The following is an 18467-nucleotide window of genomic DNA, read 5'->3' on the forward strand; positions in this document are numbered from 1 at the left end:
GCAGACTGCAAATCGTAGCTTATGTCAGTGTCCGAATTTCGGGGGGTAGCTCAGCCACACCTACTCTCCGTTAATTGGACCGTGAGGGCGTGACAAACGTGCGCGCTCAGATCGAAGTTGCGGATACTCAAGCGCGTCGTGCGCATGGCCCGTGGAGTGACCTCGCGCTTCACACGATTGGCTGGTGCGCCTTTCAAGACCTATGCTCACAGGTCTCCGAAGTGGTCTTGGGGCGGCCCGTAGAAATATTTCGCGAGGCGCAGGGCGGCGGCCAAGACGCAGTATTTCTCATTCCTTCGCAAAGCGGCGAACAACCGATCGGCACGATCCAGTGCAAGCATACGTCCGATGCCGGAAAAGCCTTAAAAGTTAGCGACCTCTCCGCCGAAATCGGTAATGTCGAAGAGCTCGTAAAAAGTGGACAGGCGGACACCTACGCCTTCATGACGAATATGAGCGTGGATGCGCCAGTTGCGGCTGCCATGCGCGCCAGTTTGGCGTGCATAAGCCGCACGGCCAAGCTGTTTGATCTTGGCATTTGATTGTGCATTATTTTCTCAGGCTTGGATGGATGCACTATGGACCATGACCTGAGCCCCGCTTTCTCCTCCAATTTGAGGTAGGGTCCGTCCCGATGCAGGAGACGGACAGATGAAGAGATCACGGTTCAGCGAAGAGCAGATCATCGCGATCCTGAAGCAGCAGGAAAGCCGCGTTGCGACGTCGGAGGTGTGCCGCGAGCATGGGATCAGCCGGCCACGTTCTACAAGTGGAAGGCGACGTTCGGCGGGCTCGAAGTGTCGGATGCCAGGAAGCTGAAGGCGCTTGAGGACGGGAGCACGAAGCTGCTCGCCGAGCAAATGCTGGACAACGCGATGTTGAAGGATGTCGCCTCGCGAAAGTGGTGACGCCCGGCGCGAAGCGGGAAGCTGTGGCGCATCTGTGCAAACCGCATCGGTGAGCCAGCGGCGGGCGTGTTCGGTTCTGAGCGTAGCCCGGTTGCGCGTGCGGTATCGCAGCGTGCGCCCGGCCGATGCGGAGTTGCGCAAGGCGATGAAGGCCGTAGCAGTGGGGCGTCGCCGGTTCGGCGATCGCCGCGTGCACGTCATGCTGGAGCGGCAGGGCTGGCAGATGAACCAGAAGACGCTGCCGCGCCTCTATCGCGAAGTCAAGCTACAGGTAAGGAAATGCGGCGGCCGGAAATGGAAGGAAGACGACAACCGATACAGCCCCCACTCATCACTGGGCAATTTCACGCCGCAGGAATTTGCATTGAAAACGAGACTGGAAACGAAGGCCGCATGAGGCCAGAAATCAACCGACGGATTCTCCGGAAAGCTGGAGGGAAGTCGGGGCTCAGGCCAACGCCAAGGCGCAAAAGTCGAACCTCCCAAGCGCTCGCTGGGTGGCCGCAGGTTCAGAGTTTATTCGGCGACGTTCACGGCGAGGTTGCCGAATGTCCCTGCGTGATAGAGGAGTGGGTTGGCCACGGGATCGCGTTCCAGATGCTGCACATGGCCAATGAGCAGGACGTGATCGCCGGCCTCGACCTGCTGAACGACATTCGCGACCATGATGGCTGCGGCATTGCGCAGGACCGGCAGGCCATCATGCTCCATGAACAGGTCTGTCAGGTTTTCATACCGGCGACCGGCAAAATGGAGCGCATGGGCCTGCATACCGGTTGCGAGGATGTTGACCGCGTAACGACCCGACGCCTCGATCTTCTTCAGCATCTTCGTGCGACGATCCAGAGAAATGCAGATCAGTGGCGGATCGAGCGAGACGGACATGAAGGCACTGACCGTTGCGCCGTGATCGCCCTCAGCGCTCCGGGTGGTGATTACTGTCACACCGGTCGCAAAACTGCCGCAACAATCGCGGAACGCGCGTGCGTCAAACGTCTTCAGAGGTGTCAGATCGGACAAGGGGATGGCCTCCTGTCTTGGCGTGGTGAAGACGCCCGCGACCCATTGCAGGGCAAAGCGGGCGAATGAAGGATAGTCGGGCTGGCTTCAGGCGGTCGATCTCTGTGCCGACAGCTCCTTGCGGATGATCTCGGCGCCTGTGCTCAGGGCACCCAGCTTGCCACGCGCGACCTCGCGCGAGAGCGGCGCCATCCCGCAGTTGGTGCAGGGGTAAAGCTTGTCGGCATCGACGAATTGCAACGCCTTGCGCAGGGTCGCGGCGACTTCCTCGGGCGTCTCGATCGTGTTGGAGGCGACGTCAATCGCACCCACCATCACCTTCTTGCCGCGGATCAGCTCGATCAGGTCCAGCGGCACATGCGAATTGTGGCATTCCAGCGAAACCATGCCGATGCTGGATTTCTGGATCGTCGGGAAGGTCTGCTCGTATTGGCGCCATTCGTTGCCGAGCGTCTTTTTCCAGTCGGTATTGGCCTTGATGCCATAGCCATAGCAGATGTGGACGGCGGTTTCGCATTTCAGCCCCTCGGCCGCGCGTTCCAGTGCTGCCACGCCCCAGTCGTTCACATCCTCGAAGAAGACGTTGAAGGCGGGTTCATCGAACTGGATGATGTCCACTCCGGCCGCTTCCAGCTCGCGCGCTTCTTCGTTGAGGATTTTGGCAAATTCCCATGCCAGCTTCTCGCGGCTTTTGTAATGAGCGTCGTAAAGCGTGTCGATCATCGTCATCGGTCCGGGCAGCGCCCATTTGATTGGCGATCTGGTCTGGGCACGCAGGAATTTCGCATCCTCGACAAAGACCGGCCTGGTGCGCGCCACAGCGCCCACCACCGTCGGCACGCTCGCCTCATAACGTTTGCGGATCGTCACCGTCTCGCGTTTGGTGAAATCGACGCCTGCGAGGCTTTCGATGAAGGTGGTCACGAAATGCTGACGCGTCTGTTCGCCATCGCTGACGATGTCGATGCCTGCAAGCTGCTGTTCGGCCAGCGTGATGCGCAGGGCGTCTTGCTTTGCCTCGGCCAAGGCATCGCCTTCAAGCTTCCAGTCAGACCAGAGCTTTCCGGGTTCGCACAGCCAGGAGGGCTTGGGCAGGCTGCCAGCGGTCGAGGTGGGGAGGAGCTTGGTCATCAGGTCTGGTCTCTTCTTGAGTGCGTTTTGGGTTTGGCGGTCATTCGGCGGCATATTGCGCGGACCAATCTTCAAGCACCGCGCGCAGCGGCACGATGAAGGTGTCGCGCGCAAGTTCACCCTGCCGGATCGCCAGTTGCGTGCGTTCCTCGCGGTCATAGACGACGCGGGTGTGCGAGAAATCCTCATGTTTGAGGCTCGGTTTGAACACCTCGCCTGCCACCGAATTCGCGTTGTAGATTTCGGGGCGATAGATCTTCTGGAAGGCCTCCATCGTGGCGATGGTGCCGATCAGCTCAAGATTGGTGTAGTCGTTCAGCAGATCGCCGAAGAAATAGAAAGCGAAGGGCGCGGTGCTGCCGTGAGGCAGGAAATAGCGCACCGTCATACCCATCTTGCGGAAATAGGCTTCGGTCAGCGAGGTCTCGTTCGGCGCGTATTCAGTGCCCAGAATCGGGTGGACATTGGTGGTGCGGGTATAGGTCTTTGCGTCCGAGACGCTGAGGCAGATCACCGGCGGCTTGGTGAAGTGCGCCTTGTAAGCCTCTGACGCGACGAAGGCCCGAAAGATGCGCCCATGCAGATCGCCGAAATCGTCTGGCACGCTGAAGCCGGCACGCCCGGCGTTATGTTCACGCAGCCGCACGCTGAAATCGTAATCACGCACATAGGACGAGAAATTGTTGCCGACGATACCGGGGATCTGGGCGCCGGTCTTGTGGTCGGTGATCGTGGTCTGGAGAATTTCGATGGCGGGAAAGCGCGCCGCCGCCCCGTCCACCGACAGATCGACCGAGACGATATCGAGCTTGACGCCGTAACGATCGCCATGGGGGTTATCCCAATGCGCCAGATCGTTGAAACGATTGTCGATCATCTGAAGGGCATTGCGCAGGTTCTGCTGGCGGCTTTCGCCGCGCGCGAGATTGGCGAAGTTGGTGGTCAGGCGGGTGCTCTCGGCGGGTGTATATTCATCGTCGAAACGCAGGGTCTTGATGGTGAAATCGAACTGGGCGGTCATGGTCATGTCTCTTTTCATCGCAAGCGCGGTTTCAGGGCTGTATGACGGAACTTGTTCTTGACGGGAAATGGGAATATTTCAGAATTTCATGACAGAGAGTCATAGGAATGCTGGACACCCAACCCCTGGCGATCCTGCGCGAGGTTGACCGCACGGGCAGCCTGACCGCTGCTGCCGACAAGCTGTGCCTCACGCAATCGGCCATCAGCCACGCCATCCGCCGGTTCGAAGAACGTCACGGCGTCAAGCTCTGGCAGCGCGAGGGCCGCGCGCTGCGCCTGACGCCCGCGGGGGATTACCTGCTGGCGCTGGCGAACCGGGTGTTGCCGCAGCTTGAACATGGGCTGAGCGTGCTGGAGGATTATGCGCGCGGCCGTCGCGGTGCGATCCGCATCGGGATGGAATGTCATCCCTGTCAGGACTGGCTGATGCGCGTGGTTGATCCCTTCCTTGCCGAATGGCCGGATGTCGAGCTGGACGTGACCTCGGCCTTTCAGTTCGGCGGGCTTACGGCGCTTCTGGGTCATGAGATCGACGTGCTGGTGACCCCCGATCCGGTCGCGCGGCCGGGACTCGAATATCTGCCGGTGTTCGATTACGAACTGCTGCTGGCCGTGGCAGAGGGCCACCCCTTGGCGGGCAAGGCTGCCGTTGAGCCGGGCGACCTGAGCGGCGAAACGCTCGTCACCTATCCCGTTGCCCGTGAAAGGCTGGACATCTTCACGCAGTTTCTCGTGCCGGCAGGCGCCCTGCCGCGTCGGCACCGCACCGTCGAGACCACGGACCTGATGATGCGCCTTGTCGCCTCGGGCAGGGCCGTCAGCGCGACGCCGGACTGGCTGGTGCGCGAGGCCAAAGGGGTCAAGGGGGTGCGCATTGGACAAGGCATCGCCAAGTCCATCCACCTCGGCCTGCGCACGGGCGAGCGGCCCGACTACATGCGTGGCCTGCTGGAACTGGCCGCGCAAACAAAGGTCTAGGAGGGCTGCTCCCAATCCGGTGCCACGGACAGGGCGATGCTCTGGTCCAGCGCCTCGAAGGCCGCAAGCCCGATGGTCTCGTAGAGTTCCTTCCGCGTCTGCATCCGGTTCAGCATGGCCGTGGTTGCCCCGTCGCGGGCAAGTGCCGCATAAAGTTCTTCCTGCGCCTTGTTTGCAACCCGCAGCGAGGAAACGGGCCAGATCACCATGTCATAGCCAAGCTCCTGGAACTCCTGCGCGGTCAGCGCCGGGGTGCGGCCAAACTCGGTCATGTTCGCCAGAAGCTTCACACCGGGCAAAGCTGCGCGAACCTCGCGGAACATCTCGACGGAGGTCAGCGCCTCGGGGAAGATCGCGTCGGCCCCAGCCTGAACATACAACTTCGCGCGGGCGACGGCACCCTCGATCCCCTCGCTGGCGGCCGCATCTGTGCGCGCGATGATGACCAGATCGCGCCGGGCGCGGGCGGCGGCGGCGACCTTGGCGGCCATGTCGGCGGCGCCCGCCAGTTTCTTGTCGTTCAGGTGCCCGCATTTCTTTGGCAGAAGCTGGTCCTCCAGATGCACCGCGCCTGCGCCGGCCTCTTCAAACGTGCGCACCATGTGCATGACGTTCAGCGCCTCGCCATAGCCGGTGTCGCCATCGACCAGCAGCGGCAGGCCGGAAGCCCGCGCGATCTGCCGGATGAAAAAGGCCACCTCATCAACGGTGATGATACCCAGATCGGGCAGGCCCATCGAGGCGGTCATGGCAGCCCCTGACAGGTAAAGGGCGTCGAAACCGGCGGCCTTGGCTTGCAATGCGGCCATCCCGTTATGCGCGCCGGGCAGGCGCAGGATGCCGGGGGCGTCGAGCAGGCTGCGGAAACGCTGACCGGCGGACAGGTTGGGAAGGTCAGAGGCGATAAGATATGGCATCGGGGTTTCCTTATGCGGCGCGCGACTGTTCCGGCCCGCGCTTGGCCAGTGGCACAAAATCGCGGTTCTCGGGGCCGGTATAATTGGCAGAGGGGCGGATGATCTTGCCATCGGCGCGCTGCTCGATCACATGCGCGCCCCAGCCCGAGGTGCGGGCGATGACGAAAAGTGGTGTGAACATGGCCGTCGGCACCCCCATCAGATGATAGGAAACCGCGCTGAACCAATCCAGATTGGGGAACATGTTACGCTCTTGCGCCATCACCTTCTCGATCCGGGCAGCGATGTCGAAAAGCCGCGTGTCCTCTGCCTCTTGTGCAAGGGATTGGGCAACGCCTCTGATCACCACATTTCGTGGGTCCGCGACGGTATAGACCGGATGGCCGAAGCCGATCACGATCTCTTTGGCTTGCACCCGCGCGCGGATATCGTCGCCTGCTTCATCGGGGCCGGAATAGCGCGACTGGATGTCGTAGGCCACTTCGTTCGCGCCGCCGTGTTTCGGGCCGCGCAATGCGCCAATCGCGCCCGTGATCGACGAATACATGTCCGATCCGGTCGAGGCGATGGAACGTGCAACGAAGGTCGAGGCGTTGAATTCATGCTCTGCATAAAGGATCAAAGAGGTCTGCATCGCGCGGATATGCGCGTCGGACGGTGCGCGTCCATGCAGCAGGCGTAGGAAGTGTTCGGCGATCGAGGTCTCGTCGCCTTCCACCTCGATCCGACGGCCGTTCTGGGCGAAATGATACCAGTAAAGCAGCATCGAACCCAGCGAGGCCATCAGCCGGTCAACGATGTCACGCGCGCCTGCCGAGCCGTGGTCATGCGCCTCGGGCAGCGCGCAGCCAAGCGCCGACACGCCTGTGCGCATCACATCCATCGGATGCGTGGCGGCGGGCATCAGTTCCAGTGCCTGCCGCACCGTGGCCGGCAGGCCGCGTAATCTGGCAAGTTTCGCCTGATAGGCCGACAACTGGGCCGCATCGGGCAGATCACCGTGCACAAGCAGATAGGCGATCTCCTCGAAACTGGCCGCCTCGGCTATGTCGAGGATGTCATAGCCACGATAATGCAGATCGTTGCCGCTGCGCCCTACGGTGCAAAGCGCGGTATTACCGGCTTCGACACCCGAAAGGGCAACAGATTTCTTTGGCTTCGGTGTCATGTCATCCCCCCTCATACCTTGAAGTCGAAAATGCCGGTGGGCCGCGCCACGCCAAGTTTCACGGGGTCAACAGCGATGTTCAGCGCGCCCAGATCGCCGGCTTTCAGATCGGCGAGCCGTTCGGCCGCATCGAGGAAGTGCTGCTGTTCCTCTGGCGCGACGATGCCTTCGGACAGGGTCAGGAACTTGCGGATGTAATTCTCCCGCACGAAGGGCCGCGCGCCATCGGGATGCGCGTCGGCCAGCGCCAGTTCATCCTCGATCACGCGGCCATCTTTCAGCGTCACGACAACGCGACCGCCGAATGCCTTTTCCTTCGGATCGCGGGCGTGATAGCGGCGCGTCCATTCCGGGTCTTCCAGCGTGGAGATCTTGTGCCAGAGCGCCACGGTCTCGGGGCGGTTCGCACGCGCGGGGGCATAGGATTTCTCGTGATGCCAGCCGCCATCCTCCAAAGCGACTGCAAAGATATACATGATCGAATGGTCCAGCGTTTCGCGGCTGGCCTTCGGGTCCATCTTTTGCGGATCGCCCGCGCCGGTGCCGATGACGTAGTGGGTGTGGTGGCTGGTGTGGATGACGATGCTGTCCACGGCGGACAGATCGCCGATCTTCGGCCCCATCCTGCGGGCAAGGTCGATCAGCGCCTGACTTTGATATTCGGCGGAATGTTCCTTGGTATAGGTGTCAAGGATCGCATGCTTGGCCTCGCCGGGTTCCGGCAGCGGCACATGGTAGATCGCGCCGGGGCCTGACAGCAGATAGGCGATGAATCCGTCCTCGCCCTCCCATGCCGGAGACGGGGCACCTTCGCCGCGCATCACCCGATCCACCGCCTCGATCGCCATCTTGCCCGCAAAGGCAGGCGCATAGGCCTTCCACGAGGAAATCTCGCCCTTGCGGCTTTGGCGGGTGGTCGTGGTCACATGCAGCGCCTGCTGCACCGCCTGATAGATCACCTCGGTATCCAGCCCCAGAAGCGTGCCGATCCCGGCGGCAGCCGAGGGGCCGAGATGGGCGATATGGTCGATCTTGTGTTCATGCAGGCAGATGCCCCGCACAAGGTTCACCTGGATTTCATAGCCGGTGGCCAGCCCACGGATCAGATCGGCGCCGGATTTGCCGGTATGCTGGGCGACGGCAAGGATCGGTGGGATGTTGTCACCGGGGTGCGAATAGTCGGCAGCAAGGAACGTGTCATGAAAGTCCAGCTCGCGCACCGCCACGCCATTGGCCCACGCTGCCCATTCCGGGCTGACACGCGTGTCCGACCCCATGCCGAAGATGGCGGCGCCCGGCGCGAAGGGGTGGCACAGCGCCTGCGCCCGGGCCGAGGCCACGGGGCGGCGGGCAAGCGAGGCAGCCGCGATGGCGGCATTGTCGATGATCCGGTTGACGATCATCCCGGTCACATCCGTCTCGACAGCGACCGGATCGGCCGCGACGCGCGCGATCTTCCAGGCAAGCTGGTCTTCGCGCGGCAGGTCTTCGGCCGATTTGTATGTGCGGATGTCGTGGGTCTTCATGCGGTCTTCTCCAATGCGGAAACGGGGACGGGGCGGCCATCGTCATCGACGGCGACCATGGTGAATGTGGCTTGTGCTACAGGGCTGCTGCTGCCTTGCTCGGGGCGTTCGCATGTGCCGCTCACCCGGACTTTCATCGAGCTGCGCCCGACGCTGGTCACCGATGCGCTCAGCACGAACAGGCTGCCCATCGGCACCGGAGCGTCGAACCGGGCTTCGTGACAGGCGGCCAGCACAACCTTGCGGCGCGCATGACGGCTGGCGGCGACGAAGGCCGCCCGCGTCATCAGCGACAGGCCGCGCCCGCCAAAGAGCGTGCCGTAGTGGTTCGCCTGATCGGGCAGGATCATTTCGGTAAGAATCGTCGGCTCGGGCATGGCTTCTGTTTCACAAAATTTGCAAAACAAACTTCTCACAAACCCGAATGCCCATTAAACTGCTGAAAAAGCGCGATCTTGCGAAGGGTCTGGCGTAAAATTGCGAATATTGCGAAAGATAATGATATGAAGAAGACCTTCATGGGCGTGCGCTTGCGGGTGCTGCGTGAAGAGCGCGGCCTGACCCAGAGCGGGCTGGCGAAGATGCTCGACATCTCGCCCAGCTACCTCAACCAGATCGAGCGCAACCAGCGGCCGCTGACGGTGCCCGTGCTGCTGCGTTTAAATGAAGTGCTTGGCCTTGACGTGCAGCTGTTCGCCGAAGGGGACGAGGCGCGGCTGGTGACGGATCTGCGCGCGGCGCTTGGCGATCAGGGCGAAGCGCCCGGCACGGCGGAATTGCGGGAACTGGCGGCGAATATGCCGGGCATCGCGCGCGCAATCGTCGTCCAGCAGCGTCGGTTGCGCGAGGCTGTGGAGCGCGCCGACCTGCTGGCCGAGCGGGTCTCGGGCGGGGCTGGCATGCCGCTGCCGCCCACCGCATTCGAGGCGGTGCGCGACTGGTTCTACGAGCGGCGCAATTATATCGGCCTGCTGGACGAGGCCGCCGAAGCAATCGGCGATGGCTTGCCGCCCGGCGCCATGGCCGAGGGGCTGGCGGCGCGGCTGGCCGGGCGCCACGGCGTGAAGATCAGGATCGACGAAGACGGCACCACCCTGCGCCGCTACGACGAAGGTTCCCGCATCCTGCATCTTGCCGCGCATCTGTCACCGGGACAACGCGCCTTTCAGATCGCCGTGCAGCTGGCTTTCCTGGAGCAGGAAACGGCCATCGCGCGCCTTGTCGCCGACTCGGGCCTCGATCCCGAAGCGGCGGCACAGCTTCGCATCGGGCTGGCCAGCTATTTCGCCGGGGCGGTCATCCTGCCCTATCGCGACTTTCTCGATGTGGCCGAGGCGCGGAGTTACGATATCGAACTGATCGCGCGACATTTCGGCGTCGGTTTTGAGACCACCTGCCACCGCCTTTCGACCCTGCAACGGCCCGGTGCGCGCGGTGTGCCTTTCTTTTTCATCCGTGTGGATCGGGCGGGCAATATCTCGAAACGGCAATCGGCGACGGATTTCCATTTTTCGCGGTTCGGCGGATCCTGTCCGCTGTGGAAGGTCTATGAGGCCTTCGCCCGCCCGGGCGAGGTGCTGACCCAACTGGCCGAGATGCCGGACGGGCGGCGCTATCTGTGGATCGCGCGCACGGTCGAACAGGGGCCGGGGGGATATGGCGCTGAACGCAAGCAATTCGCCGTGGCCCTTGACTGTGATCTCGCCCATGCCGAGCGGCTGGTTTATGGTCGCGGCATCGACATCAAGGCTGACAGCGCGGTGACGCCCATCGGGCCGGGCTGCAAGCTGTGCGAACGCGCAAGCTGCCGCCAACGCGCCTTTCCGATGATCGGGCGACCGTTGGAGCAAACGACCGCGCAGCGCAGCTTCGCACCCTACGCAGTCCGGCCAGAAGCGTAGAGGCTCAGCCCGCCTTGTCGTCCTTGCGGTAATAAAGCTTGCCGATATCAATCGGCCCGCGACCTACCTCGCGCCGGTGACGGTTTGTGTCGCGCAGCGAATAGACGCAGCCGCAATATTCCTGCTGATAGAATTCCTCGCGCTTGGAAATCTCGATCATCCGGCTGGCACCGCCGCCCTTGCGCCAGTTGAAATCCCAGTAGTCCAAACCGTCATAGGGTGCGGCGGCGCGCGCGCCGCAGCCGTTGATCTGCTTCATGTCCTTCCAGCGAGAGATGCCGAGGGATGAGGTCATCACCGGAAAGCCATGCTCGTGCGCGTAAAGCGCCGTCCGCTCGAAGCGCATGTCGAAACACATGGTGCAACGGATCCCACGCTCGGGTTCCCATTCCATCCCTTTGGCGCGAGCGAACCAGTTATCGGTGTCATAGTCGCAGTCGATGAAGGGCACGTCATGCGTTTCGGCAAAGCGGATGGATATTTGGATTATAAAAGAAGATCGTATAGTCGATCCCGCTTGCGGTCATCGCCTCCATCACCTCGCCCGAACAGGGGGCGCAGCAGGAATGCAGCAGCACTTTCTTGTGGCCGCCGGGCGGGGTCAGGATCGGGCGTTCAGCTTGTGTCATGCCGTGGCGTTTAGCATAATCGCGGTTCAAGAAACGGCGGCGCGGATGCGACCGCGCCGCTATCCCTGTCAGGCGGCCTTTTCATCCGCTTTTTTCGTGTCGCGCACCGTGGGCACGACCTGATCGCCCCACGATCCGTTGCCGCTGTGATGACGCGAGACGCGGACCAGTTCGACCGAAACGCCCTCATTCACCGCGCGTTGGACGGTCTCGTTCAGACGGTGCACGGCATCGGCGACGCGGTGGATCGCGCGGGTCTGGGCGTCGGTTTCGGGCCGTTCGACCCGGTTGAATTCGGTGTTGGTATTCATTCTAGGTCTCCTTGATGTCGGGTGATACGCCCCCGGCCGGTCTGATCGACCGGGGGCAATGGCGCGGCCTTATTCGGCCGCGAACTGGTTCATCGTGTTGGCATGACCGCCCGCCTTCAGCGCGCGTTCGCCCGCGACCATTTCCTTGAACGTGTCGCCAAGGTCCGAGCCGACCTCGTGCTGGTGCTTGACCGCCGAGACGCCGCGACGGATTTCCTCGCGCTGCACGGTTTTCACATAAGCCAGCATCTTGTCTTCGCCAAAGTAACCGCGGCTGAGTTCATCGACGGACTTGGCGGTCAGGTGGAAGGTCGGCAGGGTGATGAGGTTGTGGAACACGCCTGCCCGCGCCGAGATGTCGTGCTGGAACGGTTGCAGGCGGGCATCCGCCTCGCGGCCCAGATCCGTGTCATCGAAATCCGGCTTCATCAGTTCGTTACCATCCGGGTAGTCCGCTTCCGCGATCTTGCCCTCACTCAGCCATTGTGCCCGAACCTGTTTGCGCAGGTTCAGCGTCCAGTTGAAGCTGGGCGAGTTGTTGTAGGTCAGCTTGGCGTTCGGTACGACCTTCTTGATCTCGTTCACCATCGAAGCGATCTCGTCCACATTGGGCGTGTCGGTCTCGATCCACAGAAGGTCCGCGCCGCCTTGCGTCAGGTTGGCGATGCAGTCTTCGATCACGCGTGCGCGTCCGGTGTTCGGCTTGAACGGGAAGAGGCCGTTCGGCAGGCGCTTGGGTTTGACGAACTGACCGTCTTGATAAAGCGCCAGCTCGCCGTCGCGGATCGGGTTCGCCTCGGTGATCGCCTCGGTCTTCAGCCACTTGATGTAGTCGGAAGCCAGATCGCCGGGCTCAAGGCTCACCGGCACCTTCTGCGTCAGGCCCGCACCAAGGCTGTCCGTGCGCGCAACGATCACGCCGTCATCGACGCCGAGTTCCTCGAAGGCCAGACGGCAGGCGCACAGTTTTTCGATGAAATCCTCGCGCGGGACCGTCACCTTGCCATCCTAGTGGCCGCATTGCTTGGCGTCTGAAACCTGGTTCTCGATCTGCAGGCAGCAGGCGCCGGCCTTGATCAGCTCCTTGGCCAGCAGGTAGGTCGCATGTTCGTTGCCGAAGCCCGCGTCGATGTCGGCGATGATCGGCACGACATGGGTTTCGAAGTTATCGATCTTCGCGACAACCTCGGCGCGCTCGGCCTCGCTGTTCGCCGCCTTCAGTTCGCGGAACAGATCGTTCAGCGCCACCTCATCGGCCTGACGCAGCGAGACATAGATTTCTTCGATCAGGTCGGCCACAGCCGTCTTTTCATGCATCGACTGGTCGGGCAGATGGCCCCAGGTGTTGCGCAGACCGGCGACCATCCAGCCCGACAGGTAGACATAGGTGCCCTTGGCCGTGCCGCGCATCCGCTTGACCGCTTTGATCATCTGCTGCGCGTGGAAACCTGACCAACAGCCCAGCGATTGCGTGAACTGCGTCGCATCAGCGTCATAGGCCGCCATGTCCGCGCGCATCACGGTTGCCATGGCGCGTGCAATGTCCAGATGCGTGTTCCAGGTATTTTGCAGCCTCAGCTGGGCAATGTCATCGACCGAGATCCCGTTGGAGGTCTGGCCGGAGGGGTATCTGGCCGCGATTTCCGACCGGATTTCCGAAAAAGTCTTGCGCGGTGTCATATGTTTTCCTTTCGGTGGTTGTTTCGGGTGTTTTCGGTTGGGTGTGTGGCTCGGCTTTGGTGGGGCGTTCCCATGCCTCGGGAAGCGGTCCGCCAAAAGGCGACAGCATGGTGATCGGGTCCATCAGTCGAGCGCGTTCAGAACCGCATAAGCGGGGATGGTGAGGAATTCAGGCGGGGTCTTTGCCAACACAGCTTCCTGCACAATCCGTATTGCCGAGGCGTAGCGGCCGCGATGAAAACCTGTGGCGTCATGCTGGGCCAGAAGTGTTTCGATCTCTTGCTGGATCAGTTCCGCCAGCCATACTTCGCTCATCTTCCGATCACCGCCGCCGGACAGGTGCACGATGGCGCCGTGACGGTTCCACTGCCACAGCTGCATACGGGCGATTTCGGCCGTGGCCGCATCCTCCATCAGGTTGTTCAGGGGCACAGCGCCCCGTCCCGAAATCCAGTTCGCCAGATAGGCGATGGCAACAGAGAGGTTGCCGCGCACCCCGGCCTCGGTGATCTGGCCTTGATGCGGCGCAAGCAGCATCTCTTCGGTGATCTTGCGGGTCTCGCGCGGGGCGTCGATCTGGTTCGGCCCCGGCATATGGGTGTCAAACACCTCCATCGCTACGGGAACCAGATCGGGATGCGCGACCCAGGTGCCATCATGACCGGCCTTCACCTCGCGCAGCTTGTCGGCGCGCACCTTGTCAAAGGCGGCCGAATTGGCAGCTTCATCACCCTTGACCGGGATTTGCGCGGCCATGCCGCCCATGGCGTGAATGCCGCGCCGGTGGCAGGTCTGCACCAAAAGGTCCGAATATGCGGCAAGGAAATCGCGGTCCATCGTCACTTGGGCGCGGTCGGGGAGCAGGTAAGCCGGGTGTTCGCGCAGGCATTTGATATAGCTGAAAATATAGTCCCAACGCCCGCAATTCAGTCCGACGATCCGATCTTGCAGCTCATGGATGATCTCGTCCATGACAAAGGCTGCGGGCAGGGTTTCGATCAGGACAGTGACCTTGGTGGTGCCCTGCGGCAACCCCAACACATCCTCACAATGGTTCAGAACGTTGTTCCAGAAGCGCGCGGCGGTGTGGCCTTGGATCTTGGGCAGGTAGAAGAACGGCCCGATGCCCTTTGCATGCAAAGCCTCGCCACAGTGGAACAGGAGAAGCCCGATATCGAATAGTGCCGCCGAGATCGGGCGACCATCGACAAAGACATTCTCTTCCATCAGATGCAGGCCACGGGGGCGCGGAATCAAGAGGGCCGGGTTGTCCCCAACCCTATAGGACTTGCCGGTTTTGGCATCATCAAGAGCCAGAGTGCCCTCGCGGTAATCCAGCATGTTTGCGTGGCCCGCGATGATATTGGCAAAGCTGGGCGCGGTGGCGTCCTCGAAATCTGCCATGAACACCTTGGCGCCAGAGTTGAGCGCGTTGATCATCATCTTGCGATCGACTGGTCCGGTGATTTCCACACGGCGATCTGCCAGCACCTCTGGCACCGGTGCTGCACACCAATCACCGTCCCGCACATCTTCGGTTTCCTCGCGGAAATACGGCAGCAGGCCGGTATCGAAGTGCATTTGCGAGGTGTGGCGGTTTTGCAGCATGATGCGCAGTTGCTCACCAAACTTCGTCTGGAGCCCGGCCACGAATGTCAGAGCTTCGGGCGTCAGAACTCGCTCGGTTCCGGGCGCTTCGCGCAGCACGCTCACATGCGCGGTATCAGTTTCGGGCGGGTGCTTGAGTTCAACGTTCATGACGGGAGCTATCCTCTGGATTCGCGGCGTTGTGTTAGGTTAGTAATGTCACGGAAAATATAAAATATACCTTTGCAAACAAACGGGTTAGCCTGTCATTATTGTAATGACGCAGTGCAGAAAGGTGTAAGGTTTGTCATGGCCGACCGAGGCGAGAAACTTATCATCGGAGCGCGGCTCAAGCGACTTCGCAGGTCCTTGGGTTTGACCCAGGCACAGATGGCACAGGACCTTGATGTGTCCCCGTCCTACATCACCCTGATCGAGGCCAATCAGCGTCCGGTCAGTGCGAAGCTCCTTGTAAAGCTCAGTCAGGTTTATGATTTCTCGATGACCGAGATTGCCGGCGGGAGTGATCTGCAGCTGCAAAGCGCGCTTGAAGCTGCGCTGAAGGACCCGGTCTTTGGCGAGGCGATCCCGAGGACCGAAGTCGAGGAAGCCGTGAACCTGTCGCCTGCACTGGCCCGCGCCGTGCTGCGCCTGCACGATAAGTATCGCGCCATGGCGATGGCGGCGATTTCCGAGGAAAACCCCTTTTCGGATCGCGACAAGGTCGAGTTGCTGGAACAATCCGTCCGACCTGTGGACGAGGTGCGCGCGCATTTCCACGAACGGCAGAACCATATCGACCGGATCGACCGTGCCGCCGAAGCACTCGCCGACGACCTAGAGATATGGCGCAACGAGCCGCAGATCGTCCTGAACGACCGTCTGCGCGAGCGCCATGATTACCGCGTGCGGATCCTGCCGCAGGATGTCATGCCCGGCCAGTTGATGTGGCGCGACCCGTATCGGCGGCACCTCAACCTGTCCGAACGGCTGGACCAGCCGGGGCGGCGCTTTCAACTGGCGGTGCAGCTGGCGCGGCTCGAATATGAGGAGCTGATCGAGGCGGAATGCGACGCGGCAGGTCTGTCCGACGACGCGCGACCGCTGCTGCGCACGAGCTTTGCGAATTACTTCGCCGCGGCCCTTCTGATGCCCTATGGCCGCTTCCAGAAAGCGGCCGAAGCCGAGCGCTACGATGTCGAGATTCTGTGCCAGCGGTTCAGCACCAGCTTCGAGCAGACGGCGCACCGTCTGACGACGCTGCAACGCCCCGAGGCGCGAGGTGTGCCGTTCTTCTTCGTGCGCGTCGACAAGGCGGGTAACGTGTCGAAACGATTCAGCGCGGGGAGGTTTCACTTTTCCAAGTTTGGCGGTTCTTGCCCTTTATGGAATGTTCACAGCTGTTTCGAAGCTCCCGATCGCGTACACACTCAGTTGATCGGGATGCCAGACGGAACGCGATATTTCTCGATCGCGCGTTCGGTCACCCGCCAGCTTGGCACCTATGCCAGCCCCGCTGCACGCTTTGCCATCGGCCTCGGCTGTGACATCGCCTACGCCCCAAGACTGACCTATGCGAAGGACCTTGATCTGAATGCGCTCCAGCCCGTCGAGATCGGCGCGAACTGCTACCTGTGCGAGCGGCCCAACTGTCCCTCGCGAGCCTACCCGCCGATCAACCGTGCCTTCAGCTTCTCGGAGCGCAGCCGGGGCGTGTCGAGTTTCAGTTTTGACCAGAATTGAACTACGGAACCCGGAGGCCGGCAGATGTCAGTCATACTTCCATAGCTGAAGATTCCAAGGATTGCCGCTGGGTCACACCGCTTACGGAACAGAGGCACATAGCGCGTCAACACCTGAACGCTTTTACGAAGGCAGAGAAGGCCGGGGGGAGGTTGCGTCTGCTGGGATAATAGAGGTGATACCCCTGGAATGTGGGCGTCCAGTCGTTCAGGGCTTCTTGCAGGCGGCCCGAGGCCAGGTGGTCTTCAAGGAACGCGCGCGGGGCGTATATCAGCCCCACCCCGTCGAGCGCGGCCTCGACCGCCGGCAGATAGTTGTTGAAGGTCAGTTGCCCGCTGACACGGACACTGAATTCCCTGTCTCCTTTCTGGAACTCCCATGCGTAGATCGCACCCGAGGTGGGAAGCCGCAGATTGATGCACTGGTGCCGCATAAGGTCATCTCTCCAGATTTGTCGTCGCGTTTCGTCCTGCGCTGCGCGTCGCTTGATCGGCCTGAACGCGGTCGTTGGTGATTGCTGCCGTGAATTTCCGCTCGACCACGATGAACGCCATGACATCGCGGATGAATATATGGAAGTAATGTATAAGCTGTGGGGCGGCAGTTGAGAGGAAGCCGCGCATTTCTGGGCTGCCCCGCACAAGGTGGGAGTAGTAATGATGGTTTCAGAAGACGCCGAACACGGCACGGCCAAGCGGTTCAAAATGCTCGCGCTTATCTGCCTTGGTGTGATCTGTTCCATGACGCCGTGGTTTTCGGCCACCGCGGTTCTACCGGAATTGCGGGCGATGTGGGATCTGTCGCCGGGCATGTCCGCAATCCTGACAAATGGCGTTCAGGCTGGCTTCGTCATGGGTGCGCTGGGGATGAGTCTTGTCAACCTTGCAGACATCCTGCCGCCGATCCGTCTGATGACGGCAGGTGCTGCTCTGGCTGGTCTTTTCACCTTTCTGGTCGTGGTCGTCGGTTCGGCCGAAGGCGCGATGGTTTTGCGCTTTCTGACCGGCTTTGCGCTGGCGCTGGTCTATCCACCCGCCATGAAGCTGACCACAACCTGGTTTGTGCGGGGGCGCGGGCTTGCCATGGGGCTGGTGATCGGCGGCCTGACGCTTGGCTCTGCCATGCCGCATCTTGTGCGGTCTCTCACCTCGACGGTGGATTGGCGCGTCGTGCTGCTGGCATCTGCGGCGATTTCGGTCACGGGCGCGGCCATTTTCCTGCTGACCCTGCGCGAAGGTCCCTATCCCTACAGCCGCGCAAAATTCGATCTGCGTCAGGCTGCCCGCGTCTTTCGCAGTCGCCCGGTCGCTTTGGCGAACCTCGGCTATTTCGGGCATATGTGGGAACTTTACGCCATGTGGGCGTGGCTTCTTGTCTATACCCAACACATGCTCCCGAATGTGGGGGTGGAATCACCGGGGCGCATTGCCTCGCTGATCGTCTTTAGCGCCATCGCAGCCGGCGTCGCCGGTGCCATTGCCGGCGGCGTGCTGGCGGACCGGTTCGGACGAACTCTGACGACGGCGGGGATGATGATCGTTTCGGGCACCTGTGCCATAATGGTGGGGCTGACCTACAATGGCCCGCTTTGGTTGTTCCTGATCATTGTCGCTATCTGGGGCGCTTCGGTGATTGGGGATTCGGCGCAGTTTTCAGCGATGGTGACCGAGGTGGCCGACAAGCATCTGGTCGGAACTGCCCTGACCATGCAGATGGGTATAGGCTTTCTGATCACGATCCTGTCCATTCAGCTGCTGCCCCTGATCGCCGATCTGATCGGAGGATGGCGGTGGGCATTTCTGGCGCTGATTCCGGGACCAATCATCGGAACCATCGCCATTCTGTGGCTACGAAACATGCCCGAAAGCCTGAATATTGCGCATGGCAGGCGCTAGCGCCTGTTGACGTTCACGGCAAACGAATGACGGTTGCGGCGATGGCGATG

The 18467-nt window shown here is 61.6% G+C and carries 19 protein-coding genes and 1 pseudogene; 7 read left to right on the plus strand and 13 right to left on the minus strand.

Features of this window, described 5'->3' with window-relative positions; all coding sequences use genetic code 11:
• The first annotated feature begins 89 nt into the window (after positions 1 to 89).
• From Q4G24_RS15635 to Q4G24_RS15640, 3 genes are all read left to right on the plus strand, one after another.
• Positions 90 to 542 (plus strand): hypothetical protein, encoded by a 453-nt coding sequence (locus Q4G24_RS15635; protein ID WP_303367468.1) that lies wholly within the window; start codon positions 90 to 92, stop codon positions 540 to 542.
• A 109-nt stretch (positions 543 to 651) separates the two neighbouring features.
• On the plus strand, positions 652 to 819 hold the full coding sequence (locus Q4G24_RS16670; RefSeq protein ID WP_368660951.1) for a transposase: 168 nt from the start codon (positions 652 to 654) through the stop codon (positions 817 to 819).
• Positions 820 to 1020: 201 nt separating this feature from the next.
• Positions 1021 to 1305: an IS3 family transposase gene (locus Q4G24_RS15640; protein WP_303367469.1), complete on the plus strand. Its 285-nt coding sequence runs from the start codon at positions 1021 to 1023 to the stop codon at positions 1303 to 1305.
• 119 nt (positions 1306 to 1424) lie between these two features.
• Here Q4G24_RS15640 and Q4G24_RS15645 read toward each other — a convergent pair whose 3' ends face one another.
• The 3 genes from Q4G24_RS15645 to Q4G24_RS15655 form a co-directional block, all read right to left on the minus strand.
• Complete coding sequence (locus Q4G24_RS15645; protein ID WP_303367470.1) at positions 1425 to 1928, minus strand: flavin reductase family protein; 504 nt, start codon at positions 1926 to 1928, stop codon at positions 1425 to 1427.
• Between the two features lie 87 nt (positions 1929 to 2015).
• On the minus strand, positions 2016 to 3059 hold the full coding sequence (locus Q4G24_RS15650) for a methionine synthase (RefSeq protein WP_303367471.1): 1044 nt from the start codon (positions 3057 to 3059) through the stop codon (positions 2016 to 2018).
• 40 nt (positions 3060 to 3099) lie between these two features.
• Entirely contained in the window at positions 3100 to 4080 is a 981-nt protein-coding gene (locus tag Q4G24_RS15655; RefSeq protein ID WP_303367472.1) for a DUF1852 domain-containing protein, read from the minus strand.
• A 107-nt stretch (positions 4081 to 4187) separates the two neighbouring features.
• On the opposite strand from Q4G24_RS15655, the gene Q4G24_RS15660 reads away from it, so the two are divergent.
• A complete protein-coding gene (locus Q4G24_RS15660) occupies positions 4188 to 5060 on the plus strand; it encodes a LysR family transcriptional regulator (protein ID WP_303367473.1) in 873 nt (290 codons plus the stop codon).
• Here the strand turns inward: Q4G24_RS15660 and prpB are convergent.
• The 4 genes from prpB to Q4G24_RS15680 are packed head-to-tail and all read right to left on the minus strand — an operon-like array spanning position 5057 to position 9048.
• Positions 5057 to 5977, minus strand: coding sequence for a methylisocitrate lyase (gene prpB, locus Q4G24_RS15665; RefSeq protein ID WP_303367474.1), 921 nt, complete (start codon positions 5975 to 5977; stop codon positions 5057 to 5059). The genes Q4G24_RS15660 and prpB overlap by 4 nt on opposite strands.
• A 10-nt stretch (positions 5978 to 5987) precedes the next feature.
• Complete coding sequence (gene prpC / locus Q4G24_RS15670) at positions 5988 to 7145, minus strand: 2-methylcitrate synthase (protein ID WP_303367475.1); 1158 nt, start codon at positions 7143 to 7145, stop codon at positions 5988 to 5990.
• A gap of 11 nt (positions 7146 to 7156) precedes the next feature.
• Positions 7157 to 8671, minus strand: coding sequence for an MmgE/PrpD family protein (locus tag Q4G24_RS15675; protein ID WP_303367476.1), 1515 nt, complete (start codon positions 8669 to 8671; stop codon positions 7157 to 7159).
• Positions 8668 to 9048: an acyl-CoA thioesterase gene (locus Q4G24_RS15680; RefSeq protein ID WP_303367477.1), complete on the minus strand. Its 381-nt coding sequence runs from the start codon at positions 9046 to 9048 to the stop codon at positions 8668 to 8670. The genes Q4G24_RS15675 and Q4G24_RS15680 overlap by 4 nt, the downstream gene beginning before the upstream one ends.
• A gap of 126 nt (positions 9049 to 9174) precedes the next feature.
• Between Q4G24_RS15680 and Q4G24_RS15685 the strand changes: the two genes are divergently transcribed.
• Positions 9175 to 10572, plus strand: coding sequence for a short-chain fatty acyl-CoA regulator family protein (locus tag Q4G24_RS15685; protein WP_303367478.1), 1398 nt, complete (start codon positions 9175 to 9177; stop codon positions 10570 to 10572).
• Between the two features lie 4 nt (positions 10573 to 10576).
• On the opposite strand, the pseudogene Q4G24_RS15690 reads toward Q4G24_RS15685, so the two are convergent.
• From Q4G24_RS15690 to aceB, 5 genes and pseudogenes are all read right to left on the minus strand, one after another.
• A pseudogene (locus Q4G24_RS15690) lies at positions 10577 to 11201 on the minus strand (epoxyqueuosine reductase QueH).
• A 68-nt stretch (positions 11202 to 11269) separates the two neighbouring features.
• On the minus strand, positions 11270 to 11512 hold the full coding sequence (locus Q4G24_RS15695) for a hypothetical protein (protein ID WP_303367479.1): 243 nt from the start codon (positions 11510 to 11512) through the stop codon (positions 11270 to 11272).
• Between the two features lie 69 nt (positions 11513 to 11581).
• Complete coding sequence (locus tag Q4G24_RS15700) at positions 11582 to 12511, minus strand: isocitrate lyase (RefSeq protein WP_303367480.1); 930 nt, start codon at positions 12509 to 12511, stop codon at positions 11582 to 11584.
• 9 nt (positions 12512 to 12520) lie between these two features.
• Entirely contained in the window at positions 12521 to 13192 is a 672-nt protein-coding gene (locus Q4G24_RS15705; protein WP_303367481.1) for a hypothetical protein, read from the minus strand.
• Positions 13193 to 13315: 123 nt separating this feature from the next.
• Positions 13316 to 14905, minus strand: coding sequence for a malate synthase A (gene aceB, locus Q4G24_RS15710; RefSeq protein ID WP_303367482.1), 1590 nt, complete (start codon positions 14903 to 14905; stop codon positions 13316 to 13318).
• A 183-nt stretch (positions 14906 to 15088) separates the two neighbouring features.
• Here aceB and Q4G24_RS15715 point away from each other — a divergent pair, with 183 nt between their 5' ends.
• Entirely contained in the window at positions 15089 to 16522 is a 1434-nt protein-coding gene (locus Q4G24_RS15715) for a short-chain fatty acyl-CoA regulator family protein (RefSeq protein WP_303367483.1), read from the plus strand.
• Between the two features lie 106 nt (positions 16523 to 16628).
• Here the strand turns inward: Q4G24_RS15715 and Q4G24_RS15720 are convergent, their stop codons facing one another.
• Positions 16629 to 17264 (minus strand): LysR substrate-binding domain-containing protein, encoded by a 636-nt coding sequence (locus tag Q4G24_RS15720; RefSeq protein WP_368660952.1) that lies wholly within the window; start codon positions 17262 to 17264, stop codon positions 16629 to 16631.
• Here Q4G24_RS15720 and Q4G24_RS15725 point away from each other — a divergent pair.
• The gene (locus Q4G24_RS15725) at positions 17179 to 18417 is read left to right on the plus strand and encodes a nitrate/nitrite transporter (protein ID WP_303367485.1); all 1239 of its coding nucleotides are present in this window, start codon (positions 17179 to 17181) and stop codon (positions 18415 to 18417) included. The two genes, Q4G24_RS15720 and Q4G24_RS15725, sit on opposite strands and share 86 nt — an antisense overlap.
• Positions 18418 to 18467 lie beyond the last annotated feature (50 nt).

Source organism: Paracoccus sp. (in: a-proteobacteria), from assembly GCF_030538695.1.
Classification (GTDB): domain Bacteria; phylum Pseudomonadota; class Alphaproteobacteria; order Rhodobacterales; family Rhodobacteraceae; genus Paracoccus.